13 protein-coding genes and 2 pseudogenes are annotated in these 15478 nt (G+C 45.7%); 9 read left to right on the forward strand and 6 right to left on the reverse strand.

Annotation, left to right across the window (positions count from 1 at the left end; genetic code table 11):
• Positions 1 to 60: 60 nt before the first annotated feature.
• Positions 61 to 1392 carry an MATE family efflux transporter gene (locus TOI97_RS04595; protein WP_321552945.1) on the reverse strand — a complete coding sequence of 444 codons (1332 nt, stop codon included), beginning with the start codon at positions 1390 to 1392 and terminating at the stop codon, positions 61 to 63.
• Between the two features lie 109 nt (positions 1393 to 1501).
• Here TOI97_RS04595 and TOI97_RS04600 point away from each other — a divergent pair, with 109 nt between their 5' ends.
• Positions 1502 to 2503, forward strand: coding sequence for an LLM class flavin-dependent oxidoreductase (locus TOI97_RS04600; RefSeq protein ID WP_321552946.1), 1002 nt, complete (start codon positions 1502 to 1504; stop codon positions 2501 to 2503).
• A gap of 229 nt (positions 2504 to 2732) precedes the next feature.
• Positions 2733 to 2816 (forward strand): annotated as a pseudogene (locus TOI97_RS04605) (hypothetical protein); the annotation flags it as partial.
• Positions 2817 to 2969: 153 nt separating this feature from the next.
• On the opposite strand, the gene TOI97_RS04610 reads toward TOI97_RS04605, so the two are convergent.
• On the reverse strand, positions 2970 to 5258 hold the full coding sequence (locus TOI97_RS04610; protein ID WP_321552947.1) for a YgiQ family radical SAM protein: 2289 nt from the start codon (positions 5256 to 5258) through the stop codon (positions 2970 to 2972).
• A 218-nt stretch (positions 5259 to 5476) separates the two neighbouring features.
• On the opposite strand from TOI97_RS04610, the gene TOI97_RS04615 reads away from it, so the two are divergent.
• Both TOI97_RS04615 and TOI97_RS04620 read left to right on the forward strand, forming a co-directional pair.
• The gene (locus TOI97_RS04615; RefSeq protein ID WP_321552948.1) at positions 5477 to 6631 is read left to right on the forward strand and encodes a cation diffusion facilitator family transporter; all 1155 of its coding nucleotides are present in this window, start codon (positions 5477 to 5479) and stop codon (positions 6629 to 6631) included.
• 70 nt (positions 6632 to 6701) lie between these two features.
• A complete protein-coding gene (locus tag TOI97_RS04620) occupies positions 6702 to 7973 on the forward strand; it encodes an amino acid permease (protein WP_321552949.1) in 1272 nt (423 codons plus the stop codon).
• Positions 7974 to 8213: 240 nt separating this feature from the next.
• On the opposite strand, the gene TOI97_RS04625 is transcribed toward TOI97_RS04620, so the two are convergent.
• Positions 8214 to 9656: a class II fumarate hydratase gene (locus tag TOI97_RS04625; RefSeq protein WP_321552950.1), complete on the reverse strand. Its 1443-nt coding sequence runs from the start codon at positions 9654 to 9656 to the stop codon at positions 8214 to 8216.
• Positions 9657 to 9683: 27 nt separating this feature from the next.
• Positions 9684 to 9863 (reverse strand): DUF2897 family protein, encoded by a 180-nt coding sequence (locus tag TOI97_RS04630; protein WP_321552951.1) that lies wholly within the window; start codon positions 9861 to 9863, stop codon positions 9684 to 9686.
• A 287-nt stretch (positions 9864 to 10150) separates the two neighbouring features.
• Here TOI97_RS04630 and pyrF point away from each other — a divergent pair, with 287 nt between their 5' ends.
• Positions 10151 to 10843 carry an orotidine-5'-phosphate decarboxylase gene (gene pyrF / locus TOI97_RS04635; RefSeq protein WP_321552952.1) on the forward strand — a complete coding sequence of 231 codons (693 nt, stop codon included), beginning with the start codon at positions 10151 to 10153 and terminating at the stop codon, positions 10841 to 10843.
• 63 nt (positions 10844 to 10906) lie between these two features.
• Here pyrF and TOI97_RS04640 read toward each other — a convergent pair whose 3' ends face one another.
• The gene (locus TOI97_RS04640) at positions 10907 to 11260 is read right to left on the reverse strand and encodes a hypothetical protein (RefSeq protein ID WP_321552953.1); all 354 of its coding nucleotides are present in this window, start codon (positions 11258 to 11260) and stop codon (positions 10907 to 10909) included.
• 402 nt (positions 11261 to 11662) lie between these two features.
• Between TOI97_RS04640 and TOI97_RS04645 the strand changes: the two are divergent.
• Positions 11663 to 12290, forward strand: a pseudogene (locus TOI97_RS04645) (spermidine synthase); the annotation flags it as partial.
• A 163-nt stretch (positions 12291 to 12453) separates the two neighbouring features.
• Here the strand turns inward: TOI97_RS04645 and TOI97_RS04650 are convergent.
• A complete protein-coding gene (locus TOI97_RS04650; RefSeq protein WP_321552954.1) occupies positions 12454 to 13143 on the reverse strand; it encodes a crotonase/enoyl-CoA hydratase family protein in 690 nt (229 codons plus the stop codon).
• 191 nt (positions 13144 to 13334) lie between these two features.
• Between TOI97_RS04650 and tusA the strand changes: the two genes are divergently transcribed.
• The 3 genes from tusA to TOI97_RS04665 are packed head-to-tail and all read left to right on the forward strand — an operon-like array spanning position 13335 to position 15477.
• Positions 13335 to 13571, forward strand: a complete 237-nt coding sequence (gene tusA, locus TOI97_RS04655) for a sulfurtransferase TusA (RefSeq protein ID WP_321553067.1) — start codon at positions 13335 to 13337, stop codon at positions 13569 to 13571.
• 50 nt (positions 13572 to 13621) lie between these two features.
• Entirely contained in the window at positions 13622 to 14512 is an 891-nt protein-coding gene (locus TOI97_RS04660; RefSeq protein ID WP_321552955.1) for an NAD(+) kinase, read from the forward strand.
• The gene (locus TOI97_RS04665; protein WP_321552956.1) at positions 14512 to 15477 is read left to right on the forward strand and encodes a metallophosphoesterase; all 966 of its coding nucleotides are present in this window, start codon (positions 14512 to 14514) and stop codon (positions 15475 to 15477) included. Before TOI97_RS04660 ends, TOI97_RS04665 begins: the two co-directional genes overlap by 1 nt.
• Position 15478 lies beyond the last annotated feature (1 nt).

Genomic DNA, 15478 nt, shown 5'->3' on the forward strand with positions numbered 1-15478 from the left:
TAAGCGAATCGAGCTTCTTGATTGGAAAGGTAATTTCACGATAATGTTTTTTGTATGCGTTTATTGAGTAGAGAGCCGTCGTAGATATTGCATGCCTACGGTGTAGAACTGCCAAGAAATTAAGCCGGCAGCTAAGTTGCCGGCTAATACTCCTATGTATAAGCCATTCATATCAGCCAACCAAGCACCAAACCATAATGCGGGTAAGTAGCAAACGAATAACCTGCATGTTGAAATCCAGACAGCACGCATGGGCATTCCTAGTGCGTTACACACAGAAACCATCAGCATACATACGCCTAGAGCAGCATAACTGATAGGCACCCAAAGCATATAGCTTATTAAGTAGGTTTCAGCTGTATTGTCTGGTGCTAGGGCTGGAGCAATCAGGCTGCGGCTAGCCATCCAGAATAAAGCAATGATAATCTGTAATCCAATCACAAAACGTACGGCAATGCGCACTAAACTGTGTACTTGCTTTAATTGTTGCGCACCAAATAAGCGGCCTACCATGGGGGGTAAAGCCATGGTTAAAGCTAAGACAATCACAAGGGAGAACATTTCTAAGCGACTGCCCAAGGTCCAAGCAGCAATAGCTGCTCCGCCAAAGCTTGCAACAATGCGTGTAGCAATTAATGCCGCAGTACCAGGCATCAGTTGACTGAGCATTGCTGGGGCGCTGATTTGTCCGATCTGGCTTAATGCTGGAAGGATAGGTAATTTTCTTGGATTAAATGCCAGCCAGCGACGTCTGAGGATGCGTGAGTACATAATTCCCGCTCCTATTGAGCACGATACGATTGTTGCGTACGCTGCGCCAGGTAAGCCCCAATTGAAGGTAAAGATAAATAGGGGATCGAGCAGCATATTAATGATACTAGTAGCTACCATCATTAATCCAGGTAAACGGGTGTCACCGTTGGCGCGTGAAATGCTGTTAGCAAAGTATAAGAAAGCAGCTAGCCAAGCACTGGTTAACCAAGGTAACCAATAGCTTTGTGTGAAAGGTAGTAACTCAGCATTTGCACCCATTGCGTTTAGAATAGGGATGCGCAGTAATCCAATTAAAACGCAGAGTATGAGTGAGAGACAGCAACCCGCTAACACCACTAAGCCGCCCAGTAGCTTTGCGTTTTCAGCTTTATTAGCACCTAGGGCGCGTGAAATGAGAGCTGTTGCAGCGATACCAATACCAATCTGAACTCCAATTAAGAGCTGTTGCAATGGCAGCGTGAAACCAAGGGCGGCTAAAGGCTGAGTACCTAGCATGCTGATATACACACTATCGACAAGTTGAAAACTCATTAAGGCGACGACACCAAAGAGCATTGGCCAGGTCATGCTAAATAAGGCACGTGATAAAGATTGGTCGGCTAGATACGCTTTTTGCATGATGTAAATATTGGATTGTGAAATAAGGTGCTCATAGTAGCACTCCCCCAGTCTTTATGTGATGCTGGTAGATCACTGTGATTTTAGTTTTGATAAGTGAGGCGAAGGTATGAGTGCGCAGTATGGGGTGGCCTTTTCTGTGTTGGATTTGGCTTCACGTAAAGATGTAGATAATGGGCCCGCACCAGCACTAAAGCGCTCCTTGGCTTTAGCGCAACACGTAGAACAGTTAGGCTTTACCCGTTTTTGGGTAGCTGAACATCACAATATGGATGCTATTGTCAGCTCAGCTACTGCCGTGTTAATTGGTTATTTGGCTTCAGGTACAGAGCGGATACGTGTGGGTGCTGGTGGTGTGATGCTGCCGAATCATGCACCCTTAGTGATTGCAGAGCAGTTTGGTACCTTAGAAGCCCTGTATCCCGGACGAATAGATTTGGGGCTTGGGCGTGCCCCCGGGACTGACTCTGTGACGGCGCGAGCTTTGCGCAAAGGACGCATTGGTAGCGCTGAAGATTTTCCATCAGACCTAGCTGAGCTTGAGAGGTATTTAGGAGCTCGAAGGGAGGGGCAGAAAGTGATTGCCATGCCCGGCGTTAATAGCCAAGTACCCTTATGGTTGTTGGGTTCGAGCTTATTTAGTGCTCAGCTAGCAGCAGAAAAAGGTTTGCCTTATTCTTTCGCTTCACATTTCGCTCCGCGCATGATGATGCAAGCTATTGAGGTTTATCGTCGCAACTTTAAACCTTCTGCAGTATTAGATAAACCTTATGTCATGCTAGGTATCCCTTTGGTGGCCGCAGAAAGTGATACACGGGCTGAATTTTTAGCAACGACGACTTACCAACGTATTTTAGCGTTAATACGTGGCCAAAATATGTTGATGCGCCCACCGGTTGAGAGTATGGATGGTCTCTGGCAGCCTTATGAAGAACAAGCTGTGCATGACTTTTTAGGTATGGCTGTTATTGGCGGCCCTGATACCGTACAACAGAAGATATCAAGTTTATTACAGCGTACTCAAGCTGATGAGTTGATTTTTACCTGTGATGTTTACGAGCATGCAGACCGCTTAAGGGCTTTCGATATTTTAGCGAGCGTAGCCAGTTAAATGTATCCAGAGGGGGTTTTAAGGGCAAGCTATATTTCAACGTTGTCCATAAAATTTTATCAAAATCGCGTAAGACTTCGTACTTTTAGTGCGAGGATGGATAGCGAGGGCTGCGTAAGCAGCCCCTTAACAGACTGCTAAAGTCTTTGCAGTATAGGTTCCGAATCGAGGCCGAAAGGTATCGCAGGGCTTGGAATAAAGAGAATGGAAGTGCAGTGGGTGTGGTGTTACCCACGATCGCAATATTAACGCGGCACGTAACATTCTCGCGGCCGGGCATGGTCGTCTAGCAGTAGGAATTCCGGTCCTTTAGGTCGGGGAGGATGTCAATTTAGCGATGCTGGAATGGGTTTAGATGAGTTTTTAGTATTTTAGTTGTGATCAGAGTGCGCGACAAGCCCGCCCATTAGGGCGGGAGAATGTCAATTTATGCAGACCTGTATAGAAAACCTGTGCCAATTGATGGCTAACGTGGCTTGGCCGGAGGGCGGCCTTTGCTGCCTTTGTTTGCAGGTTTTTGTCGGCGTTCAGCACGCAGCTTGGCTTCCGCCGCTGCTTTTGCTTGTTCACGCTTGTGCCAACTAGGTTTGTCCGCAGTGGCGCGTGGAGGGATACCGGTATGCTGACTCAACATAGGTTGTATTTTTTTGCTCTTCGCTGGAGTAGAGTTTTTACGGCGAGCTGCGCGATAACTATCGGTTTGTGGCTGATGTTCAGGAACTAATTTGTTTTTACCATAGCCAATTAGATCACCACGTCCCATGCGCAGCAGGGCTTCGCGAATCAGTGGCCAAGATTTTGGGTCATGGTAGCGCAAGAATGCTTTATGCAGACGGCGCTGCTCTTCGCTTTTTACAATTTCAGTAGCGGGGCTTTTATAGGTGACTTTACGCAGTGGGTTTTTGCCTGAGTGATACATGGCTGTTGCAGTCGCCATAGGTGAAGGGTAGAAGGCCTGAACTTGGTCTGCGCGGAAGTTGTTCTTTTTCAGCCATAGCGAGAGGTTCAGCATATCTTGGTCAGTAGTTCCAGGGTGTGCAGCAATAAAATAGGGGATCAGGTACTGCTCTTTACCTGCCTCCTTGGAGTATTGCTCAAACATCTTGCGAAAGCGTTCATAACTGCCAATGCCTGGCTTCATCATGTGTTCGAGTGGGCCTTGTTCGGTATGTTCTGGCGCGATCTTTAAGTAACCACCCACGTGGTGAGTTACAAGCTCGCGCACATATTCGGGTGATTCCACGGCAAGGTCATAACGTAAGCCCGAAGCAATGAGTACCTTTTTTACTCCAGGTAGATCGCGAGCTTTACGGTACAGTTCAATCAAAGATGAGTGGTCGGTATTAAGGTTAGGACAAATACCGGGGAAGACACAAGAAGGTTTACGACACACTTCTTCGATTTCTTTACTCTTACAAGCTAAGCGATACATGTTTGCAGTGGGACCACCGAGGTCCGATACCACACCAGTAAAGCCTGGCACTTTATCACGCATTTGTTCAATTTCTTGCAAAATTGACTCGTGGGAACGATTTTGGATGATGCGTCCCTCGTGCTCGGTAATTGAGCAGAACGTACAGCCGCCAAAGCAACCACGCATGATATTGACCGAGAAGCGGATAGTTTCATACGCTGGGATTTTGGCATTGCCATACTTGGGGTGAGGGACACGTGCATAAGGTAGGCCGAACACATAATCCATTTCTTCTGTAGTCAATGGGATCGGTGGGGGATTCAGCCAGATATCCATAGTGCCGTGGCGCTGGACTAAAGCTCGGGCGTTACCAGGATTGGTTTCTAAGTGCAGAACGCGGTTGGCGTGCGCATAAAGTACAGGATCGTTACGCACCTTCTCAAACGAGGGGATGCGAATCACAGTGCGCTCACGAGTGAGGTGAGGGTGATCAATCAGTTGTATAACTTGTGCGCTTGTTTGCGTTTGGATGCCGGCTATTTGTTCATTGGCTTGTTGTTCAATAGCACAAGCTTCAGTGTCTTGCGTGTTGACATAAGGGTTAATGATGCGATCAATACGGCCTGGACGATCAATCCGGGTGGAATCCAGCTCAAACCAACCTTCGGGTGTGTTGCGCCGAATAAAGGCGGTGCCGCGCACATCATCTATAGTGTCAACTGACTCACCGCGGGACAGGCGTAAGGCTACTTCAACAATAGCGCGCTCAGCATTACCGTACAGTAGAATATCTGCAGTGGCGTCCATTAATATGGAGCGACGCACACTGTCTTGCCAATAGTCATAATGTGCAATACGGCGCAGTGATGCTTCAATCCCGCCGAGTACTACAGGTACATGACTAAAGGCTTCTTTGCAACGCTGGCTGTAGACTAAACTGGCGCGATCGGGGCGGCTACCTGCTTGACCGCCTGCAGTATAGGCATCATCGGAACGTATTTTACGGTCGGCTGTATAGCGGTTGATCATGGAGTCCATATTGCCTGCAGCAACGCCAAAGAAAAGGTTAGGCTCACCTAACTGCATAAAATCTTCTTTGTCACGCCAATTCGGCTGGCTGATAATGCCGACGCGAAATCCTTGGGCTTCTAATACTCGGCCAATCACAGCCATGCCAAATGAAGGGTGGTCGACGTAGGCGTCACCAGTAACAATGATGACATCGCACGAGTCCCAGCCGAGCTGGTCCATTTCTTCACGAGAAGTCGGTAGGAAAGTTGCTGGACCAAAGCACTCAGCCCAGTATTTTGGGTAGTCGTATAAGGGTTTAACGGCTTGCATGAAAATACCTATATAAAGATGCGCCGAATATAGCACAAATGGGCGCTAAAGAGGCATGATTGAGATGAGGCGAGTCCGTAGCTAGCCTGTGGTAAAGTGCGTAATGTAATGAGTTGAGAGTTTATGTTTTGATTAACTCGTTGCTCAAAAACCGGTTCATTGCCAAAATCACATGAAAGACCTGATGTTAAAGGGTTTGCTTGTATGGAGAATGTTTAATGGATGCTCAGCAGCTTGCACAGGCTCGCGATCAAGCAATGCGCAAGACGAGTGTAGTTGGTGCTATCGTCAACTTGGCGTTGACCATAGTTAAAATAATTTTTGGGGTGGTTGGTCAGTCCCATGCTTTAATTGCCGACGGGATGCATTCTTTGGCGGATTTAAGCACCGATTTAATGGTGTGGTTTGCTGCTAAGTACAGTAATCAGCCGGCCGATAAAGAGCACCCTTATGGGCATGCACGTATTGAAACAGCTTTCACTGTTGGATTGGGGATCATTTTAATACTGACGGCTATTGGTATTATCTATGATTCTGGACAGCGCTTAATTAACCCAGACACTTTATTGCAGCCTACGCCTATCGTTTTGCTGATTGCGGTCATTTCAATTTTGGCCAATGAGGCGCTATACCAATATACCGTGCGCGTTGCTTATAAAGTGAAGTCCAATTTGCTTAAAGCCAACGCGTGGCATCATCGTTCCGACGCTATTTCTTCGATTGTAGTGTTGGTGGGCGTTGCTGGTAGCTTGATGGGCATGCCATATTTGGATGCTTTAGCCGCCTTAGGTGTGGCTTTTATGATTGGTAAGATTGGTTGGGATCAAACGTGGCATGCTATCCGTGAATTGATTGACACAGGTATGGAGCCGAAAACGGCTGCAGCTATTGAGCGGATCATTGAAAATATTGAAGGGGTACAGAGCCAACACATGCTGCGTAGCCGTCGTATGGGTGGAAATTATTTGATTGATGTACATATCGAGGTGGATGAGCGCTTAAGTGTTTCTGAAGGGCATAAGATTGCAGAGTATGTGCGTCTTAAGCTAATTGAGTCGGATAAAAATATCAGTAACGCTTTAATTCATATTGATCCTGAAGATGACTCGCTCGAGGTGCTCTGTGTTGACTTACCTTTTAGGCGCGAAGTGTTGGCCGATCTGCGTCGAGTATGGGATGGTGATGTCGATGCTGCGGATTGCAGTTCAGTGACCTTGCATTATCTCAGCGGGAAGGTGCATATCGACCTTGTGCGGCCGCTGTTGGTTAATGATGCACAAGCACAAGAGAAAGCACAGCGCTTGGAACAGAAAGCTAAGACTTTAACCTATGTAGGCGATGTGCGTATTTTTCATCAGTTTACTTCGCAGTAGGTTCTGACTTAAGCCGCTAGAACTATCAGTTTTAGCGGTTTTTCTTTATTTATATTAAGCAAGAGCTTGTATGAGCATAATTTTAACGAAGCAGAATCCAACCCGTTTAGGCGGCATGATGATTATTGCTGGTACTGCTATTGGTGCTGGTATGCTAGCTAACCCAACGGCTACTTCTGGTGTGTGGTTTGTGGGCTCGGTGCTGACCTTGTTTTATGTTTGGTGGTGCATGTACTTATCTGGGTTGATGCTGCTTGAAGCAACTTTGCACTTTCCTCAAGGCGCCAGTTTTCATACGGTTGTACGGGGGTTGCTTGGGCCTCGGTGGAGTGCATTAACTGGCTTGTCTGTAGCTTTTGTATTGTATTCGCTCACCTATGCTTATATCTTTGTTGGCGGTGGGCTGACACAGAGTAGTTTGCTCACAGTGACGGAGTGGGTTAGTGGGCGGCCATTGGCTATTTCTCGAGAGTTCTCATCGGTTGTGTTTTTATTGGTTTTAGCTATACCCATATGGAGTTCAACAAAACTGGTAGGGCATTTTTCGACTGTGTTAATTAGCGGTATGCTAATTAGTTTTTTTCTTTCTAATGGCTCTTTATTGCACAGTGTTACACTGGAAGTTTTATTTGACAGATCTACGCATGAGTCACAACATTATTGGCGTTATGTTTGGGCAGCTCTGCCTGTATGTCTGGCTTCCTTTGGGTTTCATGGCAACGTTCCTAGCTTAGTTAGTTATTACAATAAAGAATCTAAGCCGGTTGCGCGCAGTATTTTGTGGGGATCGCTGCTGGCGCTAGGTGTGTATTTGCTCTGGCAGCTTGCGGTGCAGGGTAACTTGCCGAGGGGTGAGTTTGCCCCTGTGATTGCAGAGGGGGGAGATGTCACTGCTTTATTGGCAGCATTAGGTCAGTATGTAACCACAGATGCTGTGGCTCGTTTTCTTAATGCCTTTGCATTTATGGCTATTGCGAGCTCTTTTTTAGGGGTGACGTTGGGGCTGTTTGACTATTTGCGTGACCTTTTTACTTTTACTGATACACCTCTGGGTCGATTAAAAACTGCAAGCGTGACTTATTTTCCGCCGCTGTTAGCGTGTTTGTTCTTTCCTACAGGGTTTGTCAAAGTGATGGGTTATGTGGGGTTGATGGCTGCTATTTGGGCAGTATTGGTTCCTGCACTGTTGGTCAAGGCTGCGCGACAGAAGTTTACTGAACCATATGGCTATCGTGTGCAAGGCGGAATGTGGTTAGTCTACTTCGTGATGCTGTTTGCATTAATTGTTTTTAGTGTGCAGGTTTTACTGCAAATGAATTTGATTCCTGAGTTTATAGGCTAATGCTTTAAGTTGATGGCTACTGTATAAAGTTAGTTGTTTGAATAAGCATACAATTAAATGAAGTGCCTCGAGCTAGACTTGGGAATGGTCTGCTAAAAATAACACTTGCTACTATATAGAAGAATATGCGGGGTGTTTGATGTTTTAAACACAGCGCACTGGGACATAGTGTGGAGCATGTCCACATTTTAGGTTGTTACCTGCCGTGGGACTACCCCCGCCCGAGGGCGGGGGTAGAGGCTAAGACCAACTGCGGCGTGGGGTAAAGGAGTTTTTGTTGAGGGCTTTAGGCGTGCTAGGAGTTGGATGTAGCATGTCTTCAGGGCGTACCCATTCGTTAAACTGCTCATCAGTTACAAGGCCTAACTCAATGGCAGCAGCACGCAGTGTCAGGTTTTCTTCGTAGGCTTTTTTGGCAATTTTGGCGGCATTATCATAACCGATGTGGCGATTTAGAGCGGTCACTAGCATTAAACCATTTTCTAAATGGTCAGCCATCTGTTGCTCATTAGCCTGCATACCTTCTACGCAGTGTGTTTGGAAGTTGCGGCATCCATCGGCCATCAGTTCAATGGATTCTAGAATGTTGTGAATGATCACAGGCTTAAATACGTTAAGTTGCAAGTGGCCATGGCTTGCTGCCATATTTACGGTCACGTCATTTCCCATTACCTGGCAGGCTAGCATTGATAGTGCTTCACATTGAGTGGGGTTGACTTTACCAGGCATGATAGAACTGCCAGGCTCATTTGCAGGCAATAGAACTTCAGCTAAGCCAGCACGCGGGCCTGAGCCTAGCAATCGTAAGTCGTTGGCGATTTTCATTAGAGCCACAGCGAGTGTTTTGAGTGCGCCGGAGAGGCTTACTAATGGCTCGTGGCCGGCCAGAGCAGCAAATTTATTTGATGCAGAGGTCAGGCGCAGCTTGGTTGCTGATGCCAGTTCGTGAGCAATATTTTCCGCAAAGTTAGCATTGGCATTAAGACCTGTTCCTACCGCGGTACCCCCTTGAGCCAGTTCGCCAACGGCAGGTAAAGTGGCGCGAATGGCTTTGGTTGCGTAATCCAGTTGTGCAACAAAGGCTGAGAGTTCTTGGCCAAAGGTGATAGGTGTAGCATCCATCATATGGGTGCGACCTGTTTTTACTAAGTTTGCATAACGTTTAGCTTGCTTGTCTAAGCCGTCGCGAAGCATTTTTACTGCAGGGAATAAATCATGCTCAATGGCTTGCAGGGTAGCGATGTGCATAGCAGTTGGGAAGCAGTCATTAGAGCTTTGGGCGCGATTAACGTGGTCATTAGGGTGTACGGGAGACTTACCACCAATACCTTGGCCTGCAATTTCATTTGCACGGCCTGCGATGACTTCATTGACGTTCATGTTGCTTTGTGTGCCGCTTCCTGTTTGCCAAACCACTAGGGGGAAGTGGTCATCGAGCTTACCCGTAATGACTTCGTCTGCGGCTTGTTCAATTAAAGCGGCAATATCTTTAGGTAGCTCACCAAGGCGGGTGTTAACTCGTGCTGCGGCCTTTTTTATTTGAGCTAAAGCATGGATCACGCTTATGGGCATTGGTTGAGAGCCAATGGCAAAGTTTTGCTTAGAACGCTGGGTTTGTGCGCCCCAGTATGCATTGGCAGGAACTTCAATGGCGCCTAAACTATCAGTTTCTGTTCTTGACATAATACTCTCCAGAAATGTAAAGGATGCTTATTTGTCGGCCTTTTCTTTTGCACGCTCTTGGGCTTCTAGTTCGGCATTACGCTTACGCATTATTTCCAGTTTATCAGCATCAATAGGCATTTTATTAGCGGTGCTGCGTAACATAAGCAGGCTACCAAGGATTGAGCCAAGGACCAGTGCGATTAATAACCAGATATACCAGGGCATGGGGATGACTCCAAATGCTATAAGCACTATAGATATTAAGGGCTGACTAACAAGTCTATAAGTAATAATGTTACATTATTTTGTGTTGAAATGCCATTTATTTAGACTAATGGTTAGTTTACAGGTTTTTTCTATGTGTTATTAGCGTTTCATGGTTGTGGCTGTTGATCAGTAGCGTACAGATTATAAATAGGGTCTGGGTTAAGCTAGCAAAGAAATTGTGTAAGGCGTTTTGTATGAATGAAGGCTACAATATAAATAGTTATTATTGAGATGAGACGTGGACCATGCAAAGCCCAATTATTGTTGCCTTAGATTTCCCCAGTGAAGCTCAAGCATTAGCTTTGGCGGAGCGTTTAAATCCTAAGCAGTGCCGCTTGAAAGTTGGTAAAGAGTTGTTTACCCGTAGCGGTCCACAAGTGGTTAAAGCTTTACATGCGATGGGTTTTGAGGTTTTTTTAGATCTTAAGTTTCATGATATTCCTAACACTACGGCTATGGCAGTGAAGGCTGCAGCTGAGCTAGGGGTGTGGATGGTGAATGTGCACTGTTCTGGCGGTTTGAAAATGATGCATGCTTGCCGTGAAGTATTGGATTTGCATGAGGGGCCAAAACCATTATTGATTGGTGTGACTGTCCTAACTAGCATGGAGCAAAAGGATTTGGCTGGTATTGGTTTAGATATCAGTCCTGAAGAACAGGTGCTGCGTTTAGCAGGGCTGGCAGAACAGGCTGGTTTAGATGGCTTGGTGTGTTCTGCTAAAGAAGCACAGATGCTTAAGCGGCATTGGCCATCAGGTCAGTTAGTTACGCCAGGTATTCGTCCGGTCGGCAGTATGCAGGATGATCAAAAACGTATCTTGACTCCGAGTCAGGCGCTTGAGGCCGGCTCTGACTATTTAGTGATTGGTCGACCTATTACCCAAGCAGAAGATCCAGCATCTGCTCTGAATGCTATTTTTGCTGAATTAGCGCAGTAGTTTTGTATATTTGTATAGAGGGGCACTTTTACTGAGGGCCCCTTTCATATATTTATAAATCCATCAGTGCACTAGGCGCCATTGACCTTCTTTGTTTTTCTTTAAACGAATATTTTCCATGCTGGTTTTTTCTTGACCAAACATTGTAACTGTTGCTTCCACGCTGCAGGTATAAATATCATTGCTTCCTGATTCACAACCTTGCAAAGAGATATTGTTAAATTTTGGCAGCATGTTGTTGACCATTTGGCCTATACCAGTGTTGTCTTTGTCTAGCTGTCCAAGATCCACCTTCATTTGATCTTCTAATACTTTGCGTACCTCTGTTTCTGATGGGGCACCATCACTGCAAGCAGTAAGTATTGTTGCTACAGATAAAATTATTCCAAACGTAGTCAGTTTTTTAAATTGTTTCATGTTAAATCCTGAAAATAATATGTTTTTAGCAACCATTGAAAGGTGCAGTGTTGTGCTAATGAGCTACTTAAGCGTTACATCAATGGCATATGGATATTGATGGTGTACCAATAGAACAATAGTTAGGTTGATCGTATCGCATTTTCTGTGTCAGGTGTCGCTAAGACGAGTCATACCATGCTGCTGTAGGTGTTCATTATAGTTGAAATACTTTTTTTCAAGCGGACTTTATGTCGTGTTTGTTATTTTAGACTGAGGCTTTTATGTGCCGGTTGTTAACTGGTGATATAGGTTATGATTATATTTTTTTTAACTGCAGGGGTGCTGTTGTTGGTGGCGGTTCATCATCTGTATTGCTATCGGCAAGAGAGTAAGGGCGAAAGTGTGTTAGTTGAGCAGTCAGTGATTAGGCAGGTCATTGCTGAAGAGCGTGATGAGTTTGGAGTTATCCGTGTTGTAGAAAGCGGTAAATATCGATATTTGGAGTTTGGTGAGGGGGCGGAGCAAAGTTGCGTGCTTTATGATAACCCATTGTGGCTTAAATATGATTATACGCGAGCTATGGTACTTGCTAGCTACTGTCATCCTTATCCAGAAACAGCTCTTTTTTTAGGCTTAGGGGCAGGTACTTTGACGCAGATCTGTTTGGCTGCGTTACCGCTTCAAGATGTTGAAATATTGGAGTTGCGTGAGCCGTTACCACGTTTAGCAATGGAGCATCTAGGTATGCGTGATGATCAACGAATGACTATTCGGATCGGTGATGCACTTGAGTTAATTGATACTGCAGAAACAGCAGATTTAATTTATTTAGATATGTATACCGATCTTGGTCCTTCTGTTGGGCATTTGGCATGGTCATTTTTATCTAAATGCCAAGATAAGTTGAACCTAGGGGGGTGGTTAATTATTAATCAGTGGGCAACTTTGGATGGTAAACCTTTAGGTGCAGCTTTGTTACGTGGTATGTTTTATCGACATTACTGGGAGATTCCAGTTAAAGAAGGTAATGTAATTTTACTAGTACCTTCAAGCTTTTCGCAGTCTCCTCCTTTTGCTTTATTACGTGAGCAAGCGCGGATGTTTGAAGCGGAGTTTGGTTACGATATTAGTTATTTAATTGATCAGATTCGCTCAGCTAGTGTGTAATCTTCCCGCAAGCTGTGTGACAGTGCTGCGGGAAGAGGGTGGTGTTAAAGGGGGATGGTTTTATCCAACTCAATGGCTGCATCTAAGCGCTCTAGTAATTCTTTGCGAACCTTTAGTTTCGTGTTGTGATGGGCGCGCATATTAATTTTCTTCATTTCCTCAGCGGTAGTGAGGGCGGTCTCCATGAGTTGCTCGGCGGGTACTACACGATCTAGAAAACCTGCGTTGACAGCATCGGTTGGATTAAAAATTTCACCATTGATAACAGATCGTTGGAAGGCAGGCTTGGTGAGACGGTCTTTGGCCAAAGCAATGCCAGCATAGTGCATTGTCATGCCGATCAAGACTTCGTTTAAACCGATGTTAAAAGCACCTTCTGCACCAATGCGATAGTCAGCAGCTAGCAATAAGAAAGCACCTTTAGCAATTGCATGGCCTGGGCAGGCGACAATGATTGGGTAGGGGTGTGCTAACATGCGTCGAGTTAAAGTTGAACCTAAGGCAACTAAGTGAAAGGCATTATCAACACTAGATGTCATGACTTTTAGATCGTAACCGCCCGATAAAATACCTGGTTGCCCAGTGATAATGACAATAGCTCGGTCTTGCTCGGCTTGATCAAGGCGCTTATTAAAAGCATCGATCATATCCGGTGAAAGAGCATTAACTTTGCCGTTATTTAAGGTTAAGGTGGCAATACCGTCGGTGCAGCTGTAGTGAATCAGTTCGCTCATGACTAAGAGTCCTTATTGTTAATATTGAGACGCACACTATCCAGCTCTGGATCAGAGGTAAAGCACGAAAACTGACTTGTAAGTCGTTTTTGTTTCGAGCGTACAATAAAGTGATGCTCGGCCGCTGGCGCTGGTATAGGTGGCTATGCTGTAGTGTAATTTAAACGAAAGGTAAGATGAACATGACAGACATGCTAATACAGGTTGATGCTGAACTGGATGCTAGTGGCTTATTTTGTCCTGAGCCGGTGATGATGCTACATACCAAGGTGCGCGAGTTGGCTGGTGGTGAAGTATTAAAAGTTATCGCTACCGACCCATCAACTCAGCGTGATATCCCTAAGTTTTGCACTTTTTTAGAGCATCACCTTTTAGACAGCAGTGAACAGGATGGTACTTATACGTATTTGATCCGTAAAAAAGGCTAGTGCTCAGCGCGCTTTCAAGTACTTTATAAATATATAAAAACGGGAATCTTATGGAGCAGTTTCGCAATATTGGCATCATTGGGCGCATGGGGAGTGCTAAAGTTTTAGAGACGATTCGTCGGTTAAAAAGCTATCTTTTGGGGCGGCATTTGCACGTCATTCTAGAGGATCGAATCGCAGAAATGTTGCCTGGCCATAATTTGCAAACCAGTTCGCGAAAGTTGTTGGGTGAGGTTTGTGATTTGGTTATTGTTGTGGGCGGTGATGGCTCTATGTTGGGAGCGGCACGTGCTTTAGCTAAGTACAATACTCCAGTCTTAGGGATTAATCGCGGTAATCTAGGCTTTTTAACTGATATCCTCCCAGAGCATTTGGAGTCACAGATCTCTGAGGTGCTTGCAGGCAACTACACTATTGAGCAGCGCTTTCTATTAGAGACCGAAGTTCGGCGAAAAGGAGCACCTATTGGTCAAGGTGATGCACTCAATGATATTGTATTGCACCCTGGTAAGTCCACACGGATGATTGAGTTTGAGCTCTTTATTGATGGGCAGTTTGTGTATAGTCTCAAAGCCGATGGCCTTATTATTGCCACCCCTACAGGCTCAACGGCTTACGCATTGTCTGCGGGTGGGCCTATCATGCATCCGCGCTTAGATGCCATTGTGATTGTTCCTATGTATCCGCACACTTTATCCAGCCGCCCTATAGTGGTTGATGCTGATAGTGAGCTGAAAGTGGTGATTTCTGAAAATATGACCATTTATCCGTTGGTATCCTGCGATGGTCAAAATGATGTGACTTGTACGCCCGGTGACACGTTGCATATTCAGCGTAAGCCGCAGAAGCTACGTTTGATTCACCCGTTGGGCCATAATTTTTATGGCGTATGTCGTGACAAGCTAGGCTGGGGGAGCCGCTTGGGGCAGGGCCATAAATAATGTGGTTGGACCCTTTGCGCGGTTATGACCTCATTGGTGATGTACATGGCTGTGCGCAAACTTTGGAGCACTTGCTCGAGTTGCTTGGTTATCAAAAGCATGCAGGAGTGTGGCAACATAAAAAACGCCAAGCTATATTTTTAGGTGACATCATTGATCGCGGGCCGCAAATTCGTGAAGCCCTGCACTTAGTGCATGCAATGGTGGATGCAGGGCATGCACATTGCATCATGGGGAATCATGAATATTATGCCTTAGCTTGGAGCACGTCTATTGTGCGTGAAGGAAAGCACACTTATGTACGTGAACATAATAAACGACATGAGCGGTTGCAACGTGAAACGCTAGAACAGTTCGCTCAGCACCCTCAGGACTGGAAAGATTTTAATCGTTGGTTTTTAGATTTGCCGCTGCTTATTGATGCGCAGCGTTTTCGCGCAGTGCATGCGTGTTGGGATCAGCGGCTCATCCGTTCATTGCGTGAACAGTTTCCTGATGCTCGAGTGGATATCGAGTTTATTCGTCAATCAGCACATGTTGGTAGTCTTGCTGATCAAACTTTTAATCGGTTGTTACGCGGTGTTAATTTACCTTTGCCTTATGGCATGTCGCAAATCAGTCAAGACGGTTATCAACGCACTTCGTTTCGCAGTAAATTTTGGCATGAAAACCTTCCAGTACTGACTTATGGTGATGTGGTTTTTCAGCCCGATGCTTTACCAGAACATATCACTCAGAAACCCTTGCCGGCTCAATATATTCGACAGATTACAGGGTATGATGAGCAGCAGCCCTTATTATTTGTAGGGCATTATTGGCGTCAAGGTCAACCAAATCTAATTCGTCCAAATTTAGCCTGTTTAGATTACAGTGCAGTCAATGGTGGCAAGTTGGTGGCTTACCGGCTGGGGCAGGAGCGTCATTTACTTCCGGCTCATTTTGTTTGGGTCGATGCTCAAGAATAAG

Source organism: Denitrificimonas halotolerans, assembly GCF_034259425.1.
In the GTDB taxonomy this organism is placed as follows: domain Bacteria; phylum Pseudomonadota; class Gammaproteobacteria; order Pseudomonadales; family Pseudomonadaceae; genus Denitrificimonas; species Denitrificimonas halotolerans.